Origin of the sequence: Klebsiella sp. 10982, from assembly GCF_048589245.1 — a bacterium.
GTDB lineage: Bacteria > Pseudomonadota > Gammaproteobacteria > Enterobacterales > Enterobacteriaceae > Klebsiella > Klebsiella quasivariicola.
Map to the genome: position 1 here is coordinate 59,559 of NZ_JBMAXV010000022.1, position 21,141 is coordinate 80,699.

At 42.9% G+C, this 21,141-nt stretch carries 15 protein-coding genes and 1 pseudogene; 15 read left to right on the top strand and 1 reads right to left on the bottom strand.

The window, feature by feature from the left end; genetic code table 11:
* Window positions 1-18: 18 nt before the first annotated feature.
* Window positions 19-1,866 carry an outer membrane assembly protein AsmA gene (gene asmA / locus ACKLKD_RS16885; RefSeq protein WP_080897471.1) on the top strand — a complete coding sequence of 616 codons (1,848 nt, stop codon included), beginning with the start codon at window positions 19-21 and terminating at the stop codon, window positions 1,864-1,866.
* 410 nt (window positions 1,867-2,276) lie between these two features.
* Here the strand turns inward: asmA and ACKLKD_RS16890 are convergent, their stop codons facing one another.
* On the bottom strand, window positions 2,277-3,860 hold the full coding sequence (locus tag ACKLKD_RS16890) for a TerC family protein (protein ID WP_087805369.1): 1,584 nt from the start codon (window positions 3,858-3,860) through the stop codon (window positions 2,277-2,279).
* A gap of 358 nt (window positions 3,861-4,218) precedes the next feature.
* Between ACKLKD_RS16890 and ACKLKD_RS16895 the strand changes: the two genes are divergently transcribed.
* From ACKLKD_RS16895 to ACKLKD_RS16960, 14 genes and pseudogenes are all read left to right on the top strand, one after another.
* The gene (locus ACKLKD_RS16895; protein ID WP_132312348.1) at window positions 4,219-4,425 is read left to right on the top strand and encodes a hypothetical protein; all 207 of its coding nucleotides are present in this window, start codon (window positions 4,219-4,221) and stop codon (window positions 4,423-4,425) included.
* 193 nt (window positions 4,426-4,618) lie between these two features.
* Window positions 4,619-5,591: pseudogene (gene galF, locus ACKLKD_RS16900) on the top strand (GalU regulator GalF).
* Between the two features lie 315 nt (window positions 5,592-5,906).
* Window positions 5,907-6,536 (top strand): phosphatase PAP2 family protein, encoded by a 630-nt coding sequence (locus ACKLKD_RS16905; protein WP_087805371.1) that lies wholly within the window; start codon window positions 5,907-5,909, stop codon window positions 6,534-6,536.
* A gap of 958 nt (window positions 6,537-7,494) precedes the next feature.
* Entirely contained in the window at window positions 7,495-8,934 is a 1,440-nt protein-coding gene (locus tag ACKLKD_RS16910) for a capsule assembly Wzi family protein (protein WP_087805373.1), read from the top strand.
* 73 nt (window positions 8,935-9,007) lie between these two features.
* A complete protein-coding gene (locus ACKLKD_RS16915) occupies window positions 9,008-10,159 on the top strand; it encodes a polysaccharide export protein (RefSeq protein WP_087805375.1) in 1,152 nt (383 codons plus the stop codon).
* Window positions 10,159-10,596, top strand: coding sequence for a protein tyrosine phosphatase (locus tag ACKLKD_RS16920; RefSeq protein ID WP_087805377.1), 438 nt, complete (start codon window positions 10,159-10,161; stop codon window positions 10,594-10,596). Before ACKLKD_RS16915 ends, ACKLKD_RS16920 begins: the two co-directional genes overlap by 1 nt.
* A 14-nt stretch (window positions 10,597-10,610) precedes the next feature.
* Window positions 10,611-12,785 carry a polysaccharide biosynthesis tyrosine autokinase gene (locus tag ACKLKD_RS16925; protein ID WP_087805379.1) on the top strand — a complete coding sequence of 725 codons (2,175 nt, stop codon included), beginning with the start codon at window positions 10,611-10,613 and terminating at the stop codon, window positions 12,783-12,785.
* Window positions 12,786-12,917: 132 nt separating this feature from the next.
* A complete protein-coding gene (wbaP, locus tag ACKLKD_RS16930; RefSeq protein ID WP_087805380.1) occupies window positions 12,918-14,345 on the top strand; it encodes an undecaprenyl-phosphate galactose phosphotransferase WbaP in 1,428 nt (475 codons plus the stop codon).
* 36 nt (window positions 14,346-14,381) lie between these two features.
* On the top strand, window positions 14,382-15,293 hold the full coding sequence (locus ACKLKD_RS16935) for a glycosyltransferase family 2 protein (protein WP_087805382.1): 912 nt from the start codon (window positions 14,382-14,384) through the stop codon (window positions 15,291-15,293).
* A 176-nt stretch (window positions 15,294-15,469) separates the two neighbouring features.
* Window positions 15,470-15,940: a hypothetical protein gene (locus ACKLKD_RS16940; protein WP_087805384.1), complete on the top strand. Its 471-nt coding sequence runs from the start codon at window positions 15,470-15,472 to the stop codon at window positions 15,938-15,940.
* A 458-nt stretch (window positions 15,941-16,398) separates the two neighbouring features.
* Entirely contained in the window at window positions 16,399-17,478 is a 1,080-nt protein-coding gene (locus ACKLKD_RS16945; RefSeq protein ID WP_087805387.1) for a glycosyltransferase, read from the top strand.
* A 1-nt stretch (window position 17,479) separates the two neighbouring features.
* Window positions 17,480-18,652, top strand: coding sequence for an O-antigen polymerase (locus tag ACKLKD_RS16950; protein ID WP_087805389.1), 1,173 nt, complete (start codon window positions 17,480-17,482; stop codon window positions 18,650-18,652).
* Window positions 18,653-18,656: 4 nt separating this feature from the next.
* Window positions 18,657-19,829 (top strand): glycosyltransferase, encoded by a 1,173-nt coding sequence (locus ACKLKD_RS16955; protein ID WP_087805391.1) that lies wholly within the window; start codon window positions 18,657-18,659, stop codon window positions 19,827-19,829.
* Between the two features lie 7 nt (window positions 19,830-19,836).
* Complete coding sequence (locus tag ACKLKD_RS16960; protein ID WP_087805393.1) at window positions 19,837-21,084, top strand: right-handed parallel beta-helix repeat-containing protein; 1,248 nt, start codon at window positions 19,837-19,839, stop codon at window positions 21,082-21,084.
* Window positions 21,085-21,141: the final 57 nt, after the last annotated feature.

Genomic DNA, 21,141 nt, shown 5'->3' on the forward strand with positions numbered 1-21,141 from the left:
GGTGTTGCTGAGGGTGCCATGAGACGAATACTGACAACGCTGATGATCCTGCTGGCGGTGATTGTCGCCGGGCTTACCTCGTTGGTATTGCTGGTCAATCCCAACGATTTTCGCGCCTATATGGTGCATGAGGTGGCAGAGCGCAGCGGTTATCAGCTTGAACTCGATGGCCCGCTGCGCTGGCACGTCTGGCCGCAGCTCAGCATCCTTAGCGGACGCATGACGTTGACCGCCCGGGGCGCCCAGGAGCCGGTGATCCGCGCCGACAATATGCGCCTCGATGTGGCGCTGCTGCCGCTGCTCTCGCACCAGCTGCAGGTGAAGCAGGTGATGCTCAAAGGGGCGGTGATCCAGCTGACCCCGAAAACCGAAGCGGTTCGCGATAGCACCGCGCCGGTGGTGCCGCATGACAACACGTTGCCGCAGGCCCCGGAGGATCGCGGATGGTCCTATGATGTGCGCCAGCTGCAGGTGGCCGACAGCGTGCTCTTCTTCCAGCATGAGAACGGCGAGCAGGTGACCGTGCGTGATATCCGCCTGCAAATGGAGCAGGATGAAAACCACCGGGCCACCGTTGATTTCTCCGGTCGCGTGAACCGCGATCAGCGCGACCTGGCGCTAAGTTTCTCGGCCACCGTGCAGGGCGGCGATTATCCCCACTCCTTAAAAGCCGATTTTAGCCAGCTAAGCTGGCAGCTGCGCGGCGCCGAGCTGCCGCCCGACGGTATTAATGGCCAGGGCAGCCTGCAGGCCAACTGGCAGGAAGAGGGCAAAATCCTGCGTTTTGACAACCTGAATCTGATGGCCAACCGCAGCACCGTCACCGGCAGCGGCAGCGTGGTGCTGGGGGACCGTCCTGACTGGTCATTGGATCTACACGCCACCACCCTCGACCTTGACAGCCTGCTGGCGCAAAATTCGCCGGCGACGGACAGCAGCGCCAGCCAGCAGGGCCAGAGCCAGACGCGTCCGCTGCGTCCGGTGATCGCCGATAGCGATGAGCGCGAAGATTACCAGAGCCTGCGCGGCTTTAACGGCCGGATGGCCCTGAGCGCTGACCAGCTGCAGTGGCGCGGGCTAAACTTCACGCAGGTGCAGAGCGAGATCAGCAACCAGCAGGGGCTGCTGACGGTCAGCAAAATGCAGGGCAATCTCGATGGCGGGCAGCTTTCCCTTCCCGGCTCCCTGGATGCCCGCGGCGATACGCCGCTGGCGACGTTCCAGCCTGCCCTGCAGAACGTGGAGATCGGTTCGCTTATCAAAGCCTTTAACTATTCCTTAAACCTGACCGGCAAGCTGTCGCTGAGCGGTGAGTTTTCCGGAACGCGCATTGACGCGGATGATTTCCGCCGTCACTGGCAGGGGCAGGCCCAGCTCCAGATGGCCGATACCCGTACTGAAGGGCTGAACTTCCAGCAGCTGGTTCAGCAGGCCGTGGAGCGCAGCACCAACGTGCGGGCGCAGGAAAATTACGACAACGCCACTCGCCTGGACTCCGTGAGCAGTCAGCTGACGCTGAATAACGGTCTGGTGACGCTGAATCGTCTGCAGGGACAGTCCGACATGATGGCGATGACCGGTGCAGGACAGCTCGATCTACAGAAAGAGAACTGTGATATGCGCTTTAACGTGCGCGTGCTCGGCGGCTGGAAAGGGGAGGGCAAACTTATCGACCGCCTGAAACAGACCGCCATCCCGCTGCGCATCTACGGTGACTGGAAGTCGCTGAGCTACAGCCTGCAGGTCGATCAGATCCTGCGTAAACAGCTGCAGGACGAAGCGAAGCAGCGCCTCAACGACTGGGTTGAACGTAATAAAGGCAGCCAGGACAGTAAAGACGCCAAAAAATTGCTCGATAAGCTGTAATCCCCACCCCCGCGGCCCGGGCGTGCCGGGCTGTGAGATTGTCGTCAGAGGGTGAGGTCAAGATGATGCCGGGTGACGGCTGCGCCTGACCCGGCCTGGGTTTTGTGCAATATCATCCGTTTGTATCGCCACTTAATGTAGGCCTGATAAGCGCAGCGCCATCAGGCAGTGTGGCTGCTCTGGAGCTTCAATTCCCCGTAATGAGAGAATGTCGTCAAAGTGTGGAGCCCCGTTGATGCCGGGCGGCAGGTGCGTCTGACCCGGCCGAAGATATATGGTGAGTGCAATACCCCGGTTTATATCACCATCCTGTAGGCCTGATAAGCGAAGCGCCATCAGGCATTAAACAGGGCACCTGGTTAGCAATTTTACGGCCCGGGATCCCCTGGGCCGATATTTATCCCTGACGATTACACCTCATAATCCAGCTCATCCTGCTTTACCGGCGGGACGATCTGCACCTTCTGCACCCGATGGCTGTCGACCTGCAGCGTGCGCAGGGTATAGCCGTCAATCTCAAGAGTTTCCCCCACCTGCGGCACATGCTGCAGATACTCCATCAGCAGACCGGCAACGGTATGATACTCACGCTTATCATCCAGCGGCAGCGGAACGTACTGCACCAGGTCCTCCAGCGGCATATGACCGTTGACCGTCCACGAACCGTCCTGATGATGCTGAATATCGTGCCGGGCGTCGATCTCCTCCACCTCGTTGGGCAGATTACCGGCAATGGTCTCCATGACGTCGCTCAGGGTCACAATCCCCTCGACGGAGCCAAACTCATCGACCACAAAGGCAAAGTGAGTGCGGGCCTGGCGGAACTGCTCAAGCGCAGAGAGAAGCGGCAGCCCCTCCGGGAAGACCAGCGGCTGACGTACCAGCGCCTGCAGGTCCAGCGGCTCCTGGCGCAGGGACTGCTGAAGCAGGTCGATGACATGAACCACGCCCAGCAGGTCTTCATTATCTTTCCCACCGGTAACCACCAGCCGGGTGTGCTGATTTTTCTCCACCAGGCTGCGGATCTCCTCCTCCGGCGCGCTGAGGTCAATGCGCTCGATATCATGGCGCGAAGTCATGATACTGCTGACGCTGCGCTGATTAAGGTTCAGCACGCGCTCAATCATCAGCCGTTCCTGGGGATTAAACAGCGGATTATGATCCTGATCGGCCACCAGCGACGCCGTGTCAGCATCCAGTTCAGCTTTTTCCCTCTGGCCGCTTAATAGATTCATCACCGCCTCGGTGGTGCGCTGGCGCAGCGTCATATTGGCGGAGAGGAAGCGACGACGGTTAAACAACGCCAGCTGATTAAGCGCTTCAATCATCACCGAGAAGCCAATTGCCGCATATAAATAGCCTTTCGGAATAATAAAGCTGAAGCCTTCAGCAATCAGGCTGAAACCGATCATCAGCAGGAAGCTCAGACAGAGAATAACGATGGTTGGGTGGCTGTTCACGAAGCGCGTCAGGGCCTTGCTGGCCATCAGCATCAGGCTGATGGCGATGACCACTGCGGCCATCATCACCGCCAGATGATCAACCATGCCGACGGCAGTGATCACCGAGTCGAGCGAGAAGATGGCGTCGAGCACCACAATCTGTGCCACCACGGCCCAGAATTTCGCCCCTCGGCGCTGGGTGGGATTATCGCTGTCTTTCCCCTCCAGCCGTTCATTAAGCTCGACGGTGGCTTTAAACAGCAGGAACAGGCCGCCGAACAGCATAATTAAATCGCGGGCGCTGAAGCTGAAGTCGTGAAAAACAATCAGCGGTTTGGTCAGGGTGACCAGCCAGGAGATAGAGGCCAGCAGTAGCAGGCGCATCACCATCGCCAGCAGCAGGCCGGTGATCCGCGCGCGGTCGCGCTGGGCGGGAGGCAGCTTTTCGGCGAGGATAGCGATAAAGACCAGGTTATCGATACCCAACACCAGCTCGATAACCACCAGCGTGACGAGACCTGCCCAGATTGACGGGTCGGCAATCCATTCCATAAGTATTTAAACCTGTACGACTGCGGTATGTGTTAGGACGATCATGGATAAGATGAGTCTAAAATGCAATAACGATGCGGATGTCACCCTGCCAGGGGTGGATATATTTTCAGCAGATTAAGCGAATCGATAAGAATTATGTTCCGGAAAAGAACAGTGGAAAAATAACACCATGGTGAGTCCTCTGGAATTAGCTTGCAGATATCAGAACTGCTTCCGCTGCGTTTCAGCGAGGCCGCAAAAGGGGCTTTTTATCATGGTTCGTTCCGGCGAGCGCGGATGCTCAGAGCTGGAGAAAGTGCAACGTCCGCTCACAAAATCGGCATAATTCATATTATGAAGTGAGTACATAATAGGCATGATCGCAGATTTCTGGCGTGGTTTGCGGGTATTATGCCGCCATGGCTGGCGGTTAATGCTGAAATATATTTTCTGGATAAATTTATTATCTGAACCTATTCTTTCCGGGCATACGGACGGCGGCGCAGGGCTGGCGCCTCTTTGGCCGCAGCGGACAGGCTTTTCAGCCATGTGGAGCGGCGCAAAGAAGCAAGCCGCTGAATAACCTGATGGAGAATAAGATTATTCTCACTTCAAACTGTTGATAAAAGAAAGTTGTGTGTATTCTTTAGGGTGACAGTGAATTTAAGAATTTGGCGGGCAGATGCCCGGGCAGTATCCGTGTATTATCAGTTTCAATGGATTTGTGACATGTACAATTTTGCAAAACCGCGTGTTTTGTAACCAAACAGGTGAAGATGAATATGGCGAATTTGAAAGCGGTTATTCCGGTCGCAGGACTAGGCATGCATATGCTGCCGGCCACAAAGGCAATTCCAAAGGAAATGCTGCCGATCGTTGATAAACCTATGATTCAATACATTGTGGACGAAATCGTCGCCGCCGGGATCAAAGAGATTGTGCTGGTGACGCACTCCTCGAAGAACGCAGTAGAGAACCACTTCGACACCTCCTACGAGCTTGAAGCGCTGCTGGAACAGCGTGTGAAGCGTCAGCTGCTGGCGGAAGTGCAGGCGATTTGCCCACCGGGCGTGACCATCATGAACGTGCGCCAGGCGCAGCCGCTGGGCCTGGGCCACTCCATTCTCTGTGCCCGCCCGGTCGTCGGGGATAACCCGTTTGTGGTGGTGCTGCCGGATATCATTCTTGACGGCGGCACCGCTGACCCGCTGCGCTATAACCTCGCCGCGATGATCGCCCGCTTTAACGAGACCGGCCGCAGCCAGGTACTGGCGAAACGCATGCTGGGGGATCTCTCCGAATACTCCGTGATCCAGACCAAAGAGCCGATGGTAGCCGAAGGGCAGGTGGCGCGTATCGTCGAGTTTATCGAAAAACCGGACGAACCGCAGACCCTGGACTCGGACCTGATGGCGGTGGGGCGCTACGTGCTGTCGGCGGATATCTGGGCCGAACTGGAGCGTACCGAACCGGGCGCATGGGGCCGTATCCAGCTAACCGACGCCATTGCCGAGCTGGCGAAAAAGCAGTCCGTTGATGCGATGCTGATGACCGGCGAAAGCTACGACTGTGGTAAGAAAATGGGCTATATGCAGGCCTTCGTTACTTACGGGATGCGTAACCTGAAAGAAGGCACCAAATTCCGCGAAAGTATTAAAAAACTGCTGGCCTGATTGCCAGCATGTGCCGGGCGGCAGGGCCAGAACATTCGTCCTGCCGCTCATAACGTTATGCAGAAATTATTCATAGCGTGAATGTTATAACGATTGTAAAGAAACGTCTGGCTTCGGAGACTTCTGGTAGTTTGTCTCTGGGCTCTGTGGTGCAATGGTCGGAGTAGCGGCAATAATGCTTTATGAATAGTCACTAAGTGCGACAATTCTTAAAGCACAGGGAAAGCGGTCAATGTCAGCCAAAAATAAAACTTGACTGCGATCATGTTTCCGCTATAAACATCTCACTTGCATGCATAAAAATGTGAAATGAATTGGCATGCGAGCTGGTACAGACATTACGGATAATCCCTGAGCACGGCAGTGGACATCATCGAAGGATCACAGGTATATGAACTGGCAACTCATCTCATTTTTTGGCGATAGCACCGTTTTGCTGCCCAGCGCAGCGGCGCTGTTTATTGTCCTGATGCTGCGTAAAACGTCGCGGTTGCTGGCGTGGCAGTGGAGTTTGCTGTTCGGCATCACCGGCGCCATCGTCTGCGCCTCTAAACTGGCCTTTATGGGCTGGGGCCTGGGGATACGCGAGCTGGACTACACCGGCTTTAGCGGTCACTCCGCGCTCTCCGCGGCCTTCTGGCCTATCTTCCTGTGGCTGCTTAGCGCGCGTTTTTCCGCGGGACTGCAAAAAGTAGCTGTCGCCACCGGCTATATTCTGGCCGTTGTAGTGGGGTATTCACGGCTTGTCATTCATGCGCATTCTGTTTCGGAAGTGATCGCGGGCCTGTTGCTCGGCGCTGCTGGCAGCGCTTTGTTCCTGCTGCTGCAAAAACGTACCACCCATGCGGAAAGCGTGAATATCTCATGGGGCGGGGTTGCATGCCTGGTGATGGTTCCGCTTATCCTTTTGCACAGCGGCAGCAAAGCACCCACTCAATCCCTGCTGGGACAAATCGCCACTGCGGTGGGACCGCTGGATAAACCCTTTACCCGAAACGATCTGCATAAGCAAGTGTGGTAATCGCCATTTATTTTACCGGGGAAATTACGTTTTCGCCGGTTAATTAGGCAAATAAGAAAATAATCTACTATATACCGGTCAATTGATAATTCATATTTATGAAATAATGAAGTGCTACTACATTATCATTGAATATTTGCCTGGATATAGCGGTGATAAGATGTTTCTTAAATGCGCTGAGAAAGCACCTGGAACTGATTAGTAGTATATCCAGACCCCCAGAAACTATTAGAAATTGTAGTTGACTATCACGCTATCATCTGATTTTTCAATGGCGTCATCATTGCGGAAAAAATGTGTTTTTACAGTGAGTTAGGCGATTTTGCGCTGTTATTGTAACATTGTACGGCTGATCACCAGCTGAAAGCAGTAAATAATCTTAATTGATAACACGCTTATTTTTTGCCAGTAAAACACCGGGCGGCGTTAATTGGCAGATATTCGGTCTCAAGACTCCCAATTGGGACCGAAATCCCGTAAACTTAACGCCGCTAAAATAAGGCCTGACCAATTATTCATCCGCAGGTCGATAAAATATGCCAATCATGAAGTCAGTGCGCTGGTAGCTGTTAAGCCAGGGGCGGTAGCGTCGCTGAAACCGCTATCTGTATCGCACGCGGGACGATGGTGAACGGCTGCTTTTATCGACTGACCTGAGATGAGCATCACCATCAGATGTTTATCATAAACACCGGGTATCCTTTGAAGGTGGTCAGGGTAGGCTGCTGATATTGCCTGTGCATTAACTTTCCCGCCTCGTCCATAGCCTGGACGATAAAATTCGCCTACATTGTGAGCTGGGCAGATGTTATAAGGGTGATAAGCAGCTTAGGGTAAATGTACTTGCCTCGTCGGTGTTGCACAGTGAAGTCGACTGGTGCCGCGAGCGCTTTCTATCTTGGTATTCCCCTCATTCTCATTGAGATACGACAGCGGGGCTGAAAATGGATCTTGTACAATGATAAAAATTGCGCGCATTGCCGTGACGCTGGGGTTGCTTTCCTCTCTGGGAGCCCAGGCTTACGCGGCTGGGTTAGTGGTAAATGACAACGATTTGAGAAATGACCTTGCCTGGCTTTCTGACCGTGGGGTCATTCATCTGAGCCTGTCGACGTGGCCGCTGAGCCAGGAAGAAATCGCCCGGGCGCTGAAAAAGGCCAAACCGTCCTATTCTTCTGAGCAAGTGGTGCTGGCCCGTATTAACCAGCGACTGTCTGCCTTAAAAGCTGATTTTCGGGTCACCGGTTACACCTCAACCGACCAGCCGGGCACTCCGCAGGGGTTTGGCCAGACGCAGCCGGCAGATAACTCGTTAGGTCTGGCATTCAACAACAGTGGCGAGTGGTGGGACGTACACCTCCAGGGCAACGTTGAAGGGGGAGAGCGGATCAGCAACGGATCGCGCTTCAACGCCAATGGCGCCTACGGCGCAGTGAAGTTCTGGAACCAGTGGCTCTCATTTGGCCAGATACCGCAGTGGTGGGGACCGGGCTATGAAGGCAGCCTGATCCGCGGGGATGCCATGCGGCCGATGACCGGCTTCCTGATGCAGCGGGCAGAGCAGGCGGCGCCGGAAACCTGGTGGCTGCGCTGGGTGGGGCCATGGCAGTATCAGATCTCTGCCAGCCAGATGAATCAATATACTGCCGTACCGCATACCAAGATTATCGGTGGTCGTCTGACTTTTTCCCCCTTCCAGTCACTTGAGCTTGGCGCATCGCGCATTATGCAGTGGGGAGGGGAGGGAAGACCCGAGTCGTTTAGTAATTTTTGGGACGGCCTGACGGGTAAAGATAATACCGAAGCAAACGATCCTAATGAGCCAGGCAACCAGCTTGCTGGTTTTGACTTTAAGTTGAAACTGGAACCTACGCTGGGCCTGCCGATCAGCTTATACGGTCAAATGATTGGCGAAGATGAGTCCGGCTTTTTACCTTCAGCAAATATGTTCCTTGGCGGAGTCGAAGGCCACCACGGTTGGGGCAAAGATGCTGTTAACTGGTATCTGGAGGCTCACGATACCCGATCGAATATGAGCCGCACCAATTATACGTATACACACCATATCTATAAAGATGGCTACTACCAGCAAGGCTACTCACTCGGTGATGCTATGGGAGGCGATGGCCAACTCTTTGCGGGTAAAGTTGAATTGGTGACAGAGGATAATCAGCGCTGGAGCGCACGTTTAGCGTATGCGAAGGTTAACCCAGAAAATCAGTCAATCAACAAGGCGTTTCCTCACTCAGATACATTAAAAGGTGTGCAACTGGGCTGGAGTGGCGATGTGTACAAATCGGTACGACTGAACACTTCTCTCTGGTATACCGATGCTAACCATAATGATAGCGATGATGTAGGCGCAAGCGCTGGGATTGAAATTCCCTTTAATTTATAGCCTTAACACAGTTTCTGGAAAGAGACTGTTGTTTGGGGATTAGAAACTTTTGGTTTACTGATGATGTGACATTATGAAGAAAAAAATTGTTAGATTTTCGGCATTGGCATTGGCATTGGCATTAGCAATAGGTTTTTTATCAGGCTGTACCGTTATGCCGGGACAGGGGTTAAATAGTCTGCGTAAGAACGTAGTTGAATTACCGGATAGCGACTACGATTTGGATAAACTGGTGAATGTCTATCCTATGACGCCGGGGCTGATAGATCAACTTCGCCCCGAACCAGTTATTGCACGTTCAAATCCTCAGCTAGACAGCTTGTTAAAAAGCTATGAATATCGCATTGGGGTGGGCGACGTACTCATGGTTACGGTATGGGATCACCCGGAATTGACGACTCCAGCTGGTCAATATCGTAGCGCCAGTGATACGGGTAACTGGGTGAATTCCGATGGAACAATTTTTTATCCTTACATAGGTAAAGTTCAGGTAGCTGGAAAGACTTTAAGCCAGGTTCGTCAAGATATTGCAAATAGATTAACAACATATATTGAAAGTCCCCAGGTGGATGTCAGCATCGCAGCTTTCCGCTCGCAAAAAGTTTATGTGACAGGGGAGGTTACAAATTCGGGGAAACAAGCAATTACAAATATCCCTTTAACTGTGATGGATGCTATTAATGCGGCAGGGGGCCTAGCGGCTGATGCTGACTGGCGAAATGTCGTACTGACTCATAATGGTAAAGATACTAAGATTTCCTTGTATGCGCTAATGCAGAAAGGCGATCTTACTCAGAATCATTTGTTATTCCCAGGCGATATACTTTTTATTCCGCGTAATGATGATCTCAAGGTTTTTGTCATGGGAGAGGTGGGAAAACAGAGTACGCTTAAGATGGATCGCAGTGGTATGACTCTTGCAGAAGCGTTGGGTAATGCTGATGGATTATCCCAATCAATGAGTGATGCAACAGGAATATTCGTAGTTCGTCAGTTAAAGGGTGACAAGCAGGGTAAGATTGCAAATATCTACCAGCTAAATGCTCAAGATGCATCTGCAATGGTTTTGGGAACTGAATTTCAATTACAACCATATGATATTGTATATGTTACTACTGCACCGCTTGTTCGTTGGAACCGCGTAATATCTCAGCTTGTACCAACTATAACTGGTGTTCACGACATGACAGAGACCGTACGATATATCAAGAGATGGCCAAATTAATGTTTGATTCAATTTTAGTCGTATGTACAGGAAACATATGCCGCTCTCCTATTGGTGAGCGCATTTTACGTAAAAAATTACCAAACAAAAGAATAGATTCTGCTGGGACCGGAGCACTAGTGGACCATATGGCTGATGCAAGTGCTATTAAAGTGGCGGAGGAACATGGTCTTTCTCTTCAGGGGCATAAAGGGAGGCAGTTTGATAGTAATATAGCCCGAGATTATGATCTTATTCTGGTAATGGAGAAAACTCATTTAGAGCAAATAGGCAAAATCGCTCCGGAAGCTCGAGGTAAAACGATGCTATTTGGTCATTGGATTAACAAGAGAGACATTCCCGATCCTTATCGTAAAAGTGAAGAAGCATTTACCTCTGTTTATAATTTGATTGAACAGGCTGCAAATGGATGGGTCGAGAAGCTTGACTCTAAATAAGTAGGAATATCGTAATGTCATCAGTTACCAACAAACAACCAACACCAGACTCGAGTGAAATTGATTTCGGTCGTTTACTGGGTGAATTAATAGATCACAGAAAACTCATTGTTTCTGTAACCTCACTTTTCATCTTATTAGCTTTGATATATGCTATTTTTGCCACTCCCGTTTATCAAACTGACGCGCTAATTCAAGTGGAACAAAAGCAAGGTAACAGTATTTTAAGTAATCTGAGTCAAATGCTACCTGATAGTCAACCTCAATCAGCCCCAGAAATTGCTTTGCTCCAGTCGCGTATGATTTTGGGAAAAACAGTAGATGATCTCAATTTACAAGCATATGTAGTACAAGATTATTTTCCAATATTTGGGCGAGGATGGGCTCGCTTATCAGGGGAGGCACCAGGACAGCTTGAAATATCAAGACTTTATTTACCAAAGAATAAAGATGGTGATGTACCACTGATAAAGCTTAATGTTTTAGATGATAAACATTATGTTATTGATTATCAAGGTGGAACAATAAATGGTAAAGTCGGAGAACTTATAGAGGAACAAGGAATATCAATAAAGGTCAATAATATCGATGCAAGTAAAGGAACTAAGTTTAATATTTATTATATTAGCCGGCTAGAAGCTATTACAGATTTAAAAGAAAAATTCAAGGTTGCCGATCAGGGCAAAGACACAGGAATGCTTACGCTTTCCCTGATTGGATATGATCCATCATTAATCAAGAAAATCCTTGATAATATTAGTTCAAATTATTTAACTCAAAATATAGCAAGACAAGCTGCGCAAGATGCTAAAAGCTTAGATTTTCTGGATGAGCAACTCCCAAAAGTCAGAACGGATCTTGACTTGGCCGAGAACAAATTAAACCAATTTCGTCAGAAAAGCGATTCAGTTGACTTATCTCTTGAGGCTAAATCAGTATTAGATCAAATTGTAAATGTTGATAATCAGCTTAATCAGCTAACTTTTCGTGAGTCAGAAATTTCTCAACTTTATACAAAAGAGCACCCGACCTATAAAGCATTGTTAGAAAAGCGGAAAACTCTTTTGGATGAAAAATCAAAGCTCAACAAGCGTGTTTCAAATATGCCTGTCACACAACAGGAAATTTTAAGATTAAATCGCGATGTAGAGTCTGGAAGAGCAGTTTATATGATGCTCTTGAATCGACAGCAGGAATTGAGTATTGCTAAATCAAGTGCTATTGGTAATGTTCGCATTATTGATAATGCAGTTACTCAACCTAAGCCTATTAAACCACAAAAATCCATAATAATTATTATTGGTGTTTTACTAGGCATTATAGTGTCCGTTGGGATTGTACTTATTCGAGTCTTCCTAAGACGTGGAATTGAAACACCGGAACAGCTTGAAGAATTGGGTATAAACGTATATGCAAGCATACCGGTGTCTGAATCACTAGCTAAAACTGCATCTCGTAATGCCGGATGGAGAAGAAAAAATGTGAAAGATGACTATGAGTTTCTTGCTCTAGAGAATCCGGCTGATCTTGCAATTGAATCCATACGAGGTTTAAGAACTAGTTTACATTTCGCAATGATGGAATCAAGAAATAATGTATTGATGATCTCAGGAGCCAGTCCAAATGCGGGAAAAACTTTCGTAAGTTCAAATCTTTCAGCTGTAATTGCTCAGGCAGGCAAGAAGGTCCTCTATGTTGATACAGATATGAGAAAAGGCTACGCTCATAAATTATTTAAAACTAACAATGAAAATGGGCTTTCAGATATCTTATCTGGAAAAATTGATGTTCAAAACGCTGTAAAAATTATCGATGGTGCTGGATTTGATTTTATTTCAAGAGGTATATTACCTCCTAATCCAGCTGAATTACTAATGCATCGGCGCTTTGGAGAGTTAGTAAATTGGGCTAGTCAGAATTATGATATTGTTATACTGGATACGCCTCCAATTCTTGCAGTAACAGATCCTGCAATAATAGGGCACTATGCAGGAACAACATTATTAGTGGCAAGATTTGAGACAAATACTGCTAAAGAAATTGATGTTAGTGTTAAGCGATTTGAGCATAGTGGTGTCATTGTGAAAGGATGCATTTTAAACGGTGTTGTTAAAAAAGCCAGCAGTTATTATGGATATGGATATAGCCATTACGGTTATTCCTATTCTGACAAAAACAATACAAATTAAATAATTATAATTGGCCTATGATTTAAAATAAATTCATAGGCCAACTCATTACCTAACTAATTTAAAGACTTTGGATGAAAAATTAAAAAAAAGTAGGTTGACATGATTGTAAATATATATTGAGAGGACATCATGACACTCCTTGTCAGAAATGTTTTAGTCAGTTTTTCACTAGCAATTTCAGATCTATTAGGATTTGTGGCTTCAATTTATTTAGCTATTTGGATTATGTTTTTTTTTACTAATGATACATCCTATCTTTTTTCTTCTACAGTGATGGAAGGATGGATTTTTTTGCATTGGATATTGGCTTTTTTCTGTATTGGCTGGTATTCAATGAGATTGCGACATTATTTTTACAGAAAAACATTTTGGTTTGAGTTAAAAGAAATTCTACGCACATTAGTGATTTTCGCTACTATTGAAATTGCTGTATTAGCGTTTACCACTTGGTCTTTCCCTCGGTTAGCATGGATCCTAACATGGGGGTTGGTATTAGTTCTTGTTCCAACGTTGAGGATGACAGCAAAATTAATTTTACATAAATTAAATTTATGGCAACGTGACACATGGGTTATTGGTTGCGGAGCGAATGCACAAGAAGCATATTTAGCAATAAATAGTGAACGGAATCTCGGTTTAAATATTGTGGGGTTCGTAGCAAGTGATGGATTATCAACTTCAGGAAAACAAATTAATGGACTACCAGTTATTGCTGAGTCCCCTAAATGGTTAGAAGGTATAAATAAAAAAACTCAATTTATTGTCGCTGTTGAATCAGATCAGAGTGATATAAGAAATAATTGGCTAAGAAACTTCATGATTCAAGGATATCGTTATGTTTCGGTCATTCCAACGCTACGAGGGATGCCATTGGATAGTACCGATATGTCTTTTATTTTTAGCCATGAAGTCATGATATTTAGGGTTCAGCAGAATTTAGCAAAATGGTCATCCCGCTTTCTTAAACGTTCATTTGATGTCATAGGCTCATTGGCAATCATCACAGTGCTTTCTCCCGTACTAATTTATATTAGTCAAAAAGTTAAAAAAGATGGCGGTCCCGCAATTTATGGACATGAAAGAATTGGAAAAGGGGGGAAGCCATTTAAATGTCTTAAGTTTAGATCAATGGTAATTAATTCAAAAGAGGTCTTGGATGAATTACTTGAGAAAGATATGGATGCGAAACGAGAGTGGGATTCAACATTTAAATTAAAAAATGATCCACGCGTTACTAAGATCGGTAGTTTCTTACGAAGAACAAGCTTAGATGAGTTACCTCAACTGTTTAATGTTCTTAAGGGTGAAATGAGCTTGGTAGGTCCAAGACCAATTATAACAGCTGAACTGGTGAGGTATAATGAAGAGGTCGATTATTACCTTCTCAGTAAACCTGGAATGACAGGTTTATGGCAAGTGAGCGGGCGTAGTGATGTCGATTATGAAACGCGTGTCTATTTGGATGCTTGGTACGTAAAAAACTGGTCAATGTGGAATGATATTGCTATTTTGTTTAAAACTATTGGTGTCGTTTTGAAAAAAGATGGGGCTTATTAGTTTAAATTACAATTACCTAGTGGACATTTTCTTCTCATGAAATATTTTATAGCAATACCTACTTATAATGGCGGTGAACTCTGGCGCTCAACCGTGCTATATATAAAAAAATATGCACCTCAGGATGCGCAGATTTGCATCATAGATTCAAGTAGTAAGGATGATACGGTTCTTTTAGCTAAAAATGCTGGATTTGCAATATCTACGATCCCAAGCGTTGAATTTAATCATGGCGGAACGCGCAATAAAGCTATATTAGATTTCGGTAGTAATAGCGATATTGTTATTTTCTTAACGCAAGATGCTGTACCAAAAGCTGGTTTTATTGAGGCTATTCTTGCTGCGTTTGAAAATGAGCAAGTCGTCTGTGCATATGGTCGACAATTACCCCACGATGATGCTAATCCAATTGCAAAGCATGCTAGATATTTTAATTATCCATCCCAAAGCTATACTTGTGGTATCTCTGATATACCTCGAATGGGTTTGAAAACTGTATTTATGTCTAATTCTTTCTCGGCATATAGGTTAACGGCATTCAGAGAACTAGGTGGTTTTCCGTCTGATACAATACTTTGTGAAGATATGTATTATACAGCGAAAGCCGTTTTGGCTGGTTATAAAGTTGCATATGTCCATGACGCTTTAGTTGCACACTCTCATAACTATAGCCCACTTGAGGAATTCAAACGCTATTTTGACATCGGAGTGTTTCATACAGATGAGCCGTGGATTCGCAAAGCTTTTGGGGGAGCTGGAGGTGAGGGTAAAAAGTTTATCCTTTCGGAAATATTCTTTTTGTTGAGAAATAATCCATTATGGATACCTGTTGCTTGTATCAATAACTTAATGAAATTTTTGGGATACAAAATCGGCCAAAAATATAAAAATATACCATTAAGTATAATTAAAAAGTTTAGTATGCATACACGTTATTGGAAAGATTGAATATTGTAAAAAGTGACTTAATGATATGGCATTGGGTGTTATACTCTTCATGTTTTTTAGCACTATTCATTGATTATATGTAATGTGGTTAATAAGTTTTGTAACTTTTCTAATAATTATGTTTATTTTCTGCGGGTATGTTATGAGGAATTTTTTGGTTCGAATTAGGAGACGTAATGAATACATTAATTGCTATTATATTGTATAACAAAGAAATAGAAAACTCTCTAACTATTAATAGCTTATTGAATAACTCATATCAAAATTATGACCTGGTTTTAATTAATAATGGTCCTAATAGAATAAATTATAATATTTTCAAAGAAGCACTACCACCTGGAAAAGTTAAAAATTTTTTCTTTGAAGAGTTTTTGGATAATAAACCTTTAAGTTTTCTTTACAATGAAGTTATTAACAAATATCAGCATGCGGATAGATTTATCCTGCTTGATGACGATAGCTTGCTAGATGCTAATTTTTTCTTCGATATTGATTCTAATCTCTCTTCAGAAAATGAGGTGGATTTGCAGGTGCCAAAAATCATTGACAATAAAACTGAAATAGAGTTTTATCCAAGATACAATGGTATGCCTGTTGAGGAACAATACGAACATAACAGTAAAGAAAAATATTTTTTTATTCAATAGGTTCAGGTTTGGTGATTTATAAAAGTCTTGTGGATAAAATGAAGGATTTTTATCCGGATTTATTTGATACGAGATTTGCTTTATATAGAGTTGATGTAAGCCTTTTTAGAAGGATTAAAGCGATTGAGCGTAACGGTGTTTGCGTAAACATCCAGGTTGTCTCAAGAATCAATCACTCCTTATCTCGAACTGAAACTGTTATGCCTGCCTGGCGATATAAAGAAAGGTTATTCGATTCCGTCTTATCAACTAAATATTATTCACGTAATAAATTTTATCTCCTTTATCATTTTGTCAGATTAATTTTAATTGAAGTTTCGAAACTAAATATTAATAATATTAAATTAATATTTACAACTTTTTACACTGGTAAACATCCCCGAACTTAGGCTATATCTAGCGATTGCAATGATAGAAAGATATAGTCCATGCCATAAAATAAATGTTAAGTGAGTATAATGAGTAAAAAGATACTTTTTGTTACAATGCACTTGCCTAGTGTTTCCGTTCCCGAGGCGGGTCAGAAGCTAGCTTATTCACGTCTATGTAGCCTTTCAGAAAAAAATAATGCGAAAGATATTGATTTAATAGCTATTTATAATGAAAGGGAGGAGTCTTATATTAATTTGGCTGATTATCAGCGATTGAATTCGACTAATCTTCTAAAAATTACTAATGTTAGAAGGCTTATTAATTTTTTATCTAATTTTTACCTGCCTATTAATATAGCAGCAAAAACTGACTCTAGAATAAAGTCGTTAGTAAAATGCAAAGAGTATGATTATATTCATATCGAATTTGAACAAGGTATATCAAATATTCCTGTGGAATTATGGTCTAAATGTAATCTAGTTTTGCATGATGTGCTCTCACAATCATTATATAGATTCTATATAAGAGAGAAGAGTTTTTTAAAAAAAATTATCTATTATTTTAGATATAAGCAAATGATTTCTTGGGAACGAAAAGTATTTAATCGGGCAGGTGAAATCACCGTGCTTAATGATAAAGATAAGGACATAGTTAAAACGATCATCAATTGGAAAAATGTTAGAATAAATGTTGACTACCCCAAAGTTTCAGGAGTATTCCATGATGTTAATCGAAACAACGTAACATTAAATAACATTATTTTTTGGGGGGCAATGAATCGTAAGGAAAATATTGATGCTGTTTTTTGGTTTCTAAATGAGATATTTCCTCTTATAATTAAAAAAATACCGGACTCAACTTTTTATATAGTAGGAGCCAATCCACCAGAAGAAATAGTTCAGATGCAGTCGGAAAAGATACTGGTAACAGGGTTTGTTGAATCACCTATTCCTTTTTTTGAGAAAGCGGCCTTATCGGTTGTACCACTTCGTTTTGGTGCTGGTATAAAATTAAAAGTGTTGGAAACTTTAACGGCAAAAATACCTACTTTAGCTACTGATGTTGGTGCTGAAGGTATAGATAATATAAATGGGTGTCTTTTTGTCGAAAATGAACCTGAAAAATTTGCAGCTCAAGCTGTTAAAATTTTAGAAAGCAGGAGTTAGTATGGCTCTTTTGTTATGGATAATAGTAACATGTTTCTATATCTATTTCGGCTTATTATATTTACAATTTTCAAGCTTTGCTCCGCTTGGCGCGATGGTATTACCTGAAGTAGTTAATAATTTGGTATTTACTTATGTTGTTGGTGTTGTATCTGTGATTTTATCATACGCATACTTCATTAGGAAAAAAAAGAGCAACTTCGGAATTTTAAACGATAATAATTTCTTGAGTTATTTATCTTTAATGTATTGTGTTTTTTCTCTTGGATGCTTTATTTGGGGTATTCAGTATTATGGTGGTTATATTGCTTTTTTGCGCACACCATATATTGCAATTTTCTCCGGTAATGCCGAAAATGGGATTAAAGATGTTTTGATTTCTTCATCAGGACTGATGGCGATTTTTTCTATATTGTGTGCATCCCAGGTTATAAAAGTATCCCGTATCTCAAAGTGGATACTCATCGTTAGTTGCATTGTGCTTTTCTCTATATTCGTGCAAGGCAGAAGAGAGACTCTTCTACTTTTAATAATGACATTTGCTTCATATAGATTTTTATCTGAAAAGATCTCAATTAAGACAATTACAAAATCTCTTTTATTCGTTTCCCTGTTATTTGTGTTCGCAGGCCTTGGTTTATACCTTCGTGCCTCATCTGAAACTTCAGGTGGATCCTTTTTATCTGCTATTATCAACGCAGTTTTATTTGAAACACATTTTACCATCGCAAACCTTGCTAATGAAATTGCTACCCACTCCTATAATAATATTCCATACGGTGGGTTGATGTTTTTGTTTTACCCTGTGTTTTTTATTGTGCCTAGCTTTATATTTTCCATTTTCGGATATGATAAATCAGAGGTTTTTTCCTTCAATGAGCCAAAAATATATGACGACAAAGGTGGTAGCTTCATATTTACTGAAGCCTATCATTCCTTGGGTAATATTGGAGTGATTTGCCATGGAGTATTATTGGGATTTTTAATTGCATATTTTTATTCCTCAGCTAAAGCTAGTAGGAATATGATTTTTCATTTTCCTTTAGTGTCATTAATTTTAGTTGCAAGTAGGAAAGATATTATTTATGGCATTAAATATATATCACTTGAATTCATTTTAATGTTTGTATTTTATCTTTTTTATATTCTTCTTCCTAAGAAAACAGCAAGGTAGTAAAATGAAGGTAATGATTATTAACACACTTTATTATCCTTATAAAGTTGGCGGTGCTGAAGTATCTGTAAGATTATTAGCCGAAGGTTTGGTTAATTTGGGTGATCAGGTTACAGTATTATCTCTAAATAATAAAGGCTCAAAAGAAGATGCTATATACTCTGGCGTCTTAAATTCTTCATATCCAATTCCTAATGTTTATTGGCCATATGATAAAATACATAAATCCAGATTAAAAAAAATACTATGGCATGTTTTAGATTTATTTAACATTAAGGCCTTAAATATAGTCATCAAAGAAGTAAAAAAACATAAACCAGATATCATACATACAAATAACCTTGCCGGCTGGTCAGTATCAGTCTGGCTTGCTGCTCGTATGTGTAAATGTAAGGTAGTTCACACTTCGAGAGATTATTATCTTCTTCATCCTAATAGTTCTCTTTTTAGGAATGGCCAAAACATGGATCCTAATAGGATTGAAGTGAGGGTCTTATCCGCCTTTAAAAAATATCTTAGTAGGTTGGTTACTGGTTACGTTGGCATTAGTTCTTTTATTAAGGATCTGCATTTAACGGCAGGTTTTTTTAAAAAAGCTTCAAGTGCAAGAATTTATAATCCTGTAGTTATAAGTGAACATACTGAAAGTAATATAGAAAAAAATAAGCATGTGAAATCAATAGGTTTCATAGGTCGATTATCTGAGGAGAAAGGATTTGACATATTCTGTGACATTGCTTCTGCAAATAGTCATCGTTATAAATTTTTAGCTGCTGGAGGATTTACCAATTCAAATGATAAAGAGAAATTTGATGAGTCATATAGCGATGTTATTCGCTTACTTGGTATTGTTGAACTTGAAGATTTCTTAAAGCAAGTTGATGCGGTTATACTTCCTGTTAAATGGAATGAGCCTTTTGGTCGGGTAATTGTAGAGTGTGCTAAGGCGAATAAATTTGTTCTTACATCACCCAAAGGAGGAATTACTGAGCTTAATGAGTTTTTTCCAAATGTTTACCTTTCAAATGATTGGCGGAAAGATTTTAAACAGTTTGATTTTGCAAATGCAATTTCAGAATCTAGTTCATGCCAAATAAGTTTTGAAGCTAAAGAAATAGCTAGTCAGTACCGCGAATTTTATATTAAGGTTCTATCATCCGAGGTGAGTAATTTGTGAGGTAGTGATGAAACGACGCTCGTTTATCTTGTCTGCTCTATCAATGTTGTCTCTTTTTTCATTTGATTTAAAGGCTAGTTACCATGCTTTAGAGTTAGATATTCGAGATAATAATCTCAAATTACTCAAATCTCGAATATATAAAGATAAAATGGAGCTAAAACTTCTTTTATCGAGTTTAATGAATAAAACTAAAAAAGTTTTAAAAGTTGATAAACTTTATTACCTTGATGAGTCAATAACTCTGCCTGATGGATGTGATGTAATCGGCACCGGTAAAAATTCCGGTTTCGTTTTTTTTTCTGAAGGGCGACCGGAGTCGAAATATGGTTTAGTAATTCGTGAATCCAATAACAAATTAGATAATTTTGGTTTATATTTCACCTCCAGTCACAATATCTCTAATGATATAGGTAAACCTGATTTTATTTGTATTTTTATTACGGAAACAGCATCTAATTGTTCTCTCAATAACTTATTTGTTGAAAATTATACTCCTGATTTGTTTTTCTTTTCCCATTGTGTCAGGGTCATGGGGACGAACCATTCTATTAGTAACTGTTCCATTATTAATGGTAGTATGTGTTTATCGATACGAGGTCAATATATTACTGTTACAAATAATAAAATTACAAATAATTTCTCGTCTAGAATACAAGGCCCTTGGCAGCCATCATGTGATGTTTGGGATGGAATTGTTATGGAAGGATGTAAGCAATGCTCAATTGTTGGAAACGCTATCTACGATTGTGGGCAAAGTGGCATTTATTGCGGTGGTAATGGTTCTGCAAGCTCTAATATATTTATTATAAAAAATACAGTTTATAAGAATTGGAACAGAGGAATTGATATAGGGGTCACAGGTAAAGTTACAGGAAAAAATTTCGTCAAAAACGTTGTAATAAAAGAAAATTTAGTTTTCGACAATCGTGAACCTCAGATTTGGTTAAATGGTGTATCTGATAGTGAAGTTTCTCACAATATTGTAAAAATTACCCTTAATTACAAAAAGTTCTATAGAGGATATTATGGGGGTATTGTTGGAATTGCGTTAGGAAGTGACAGTCACACAGAAAATAACTCTGTAATTCTAAACGAAGTGAATGTGATGCCTGAGAGTGTAGCTGCAATTACAGTTTACGGTAAAGGAAATTCTGTTCGCGATAATAACATTAAAGGGAAAGGTGTGTGGTATGATAAAAAATCTGATGTTTTGAGTCATAATATTGTCATTAATAATGTTCTTACAAAATGAATTTATAAAATTAAACCCTGACTGATCAGTTTTACACATTGTTTTTTGCAGGCTAAA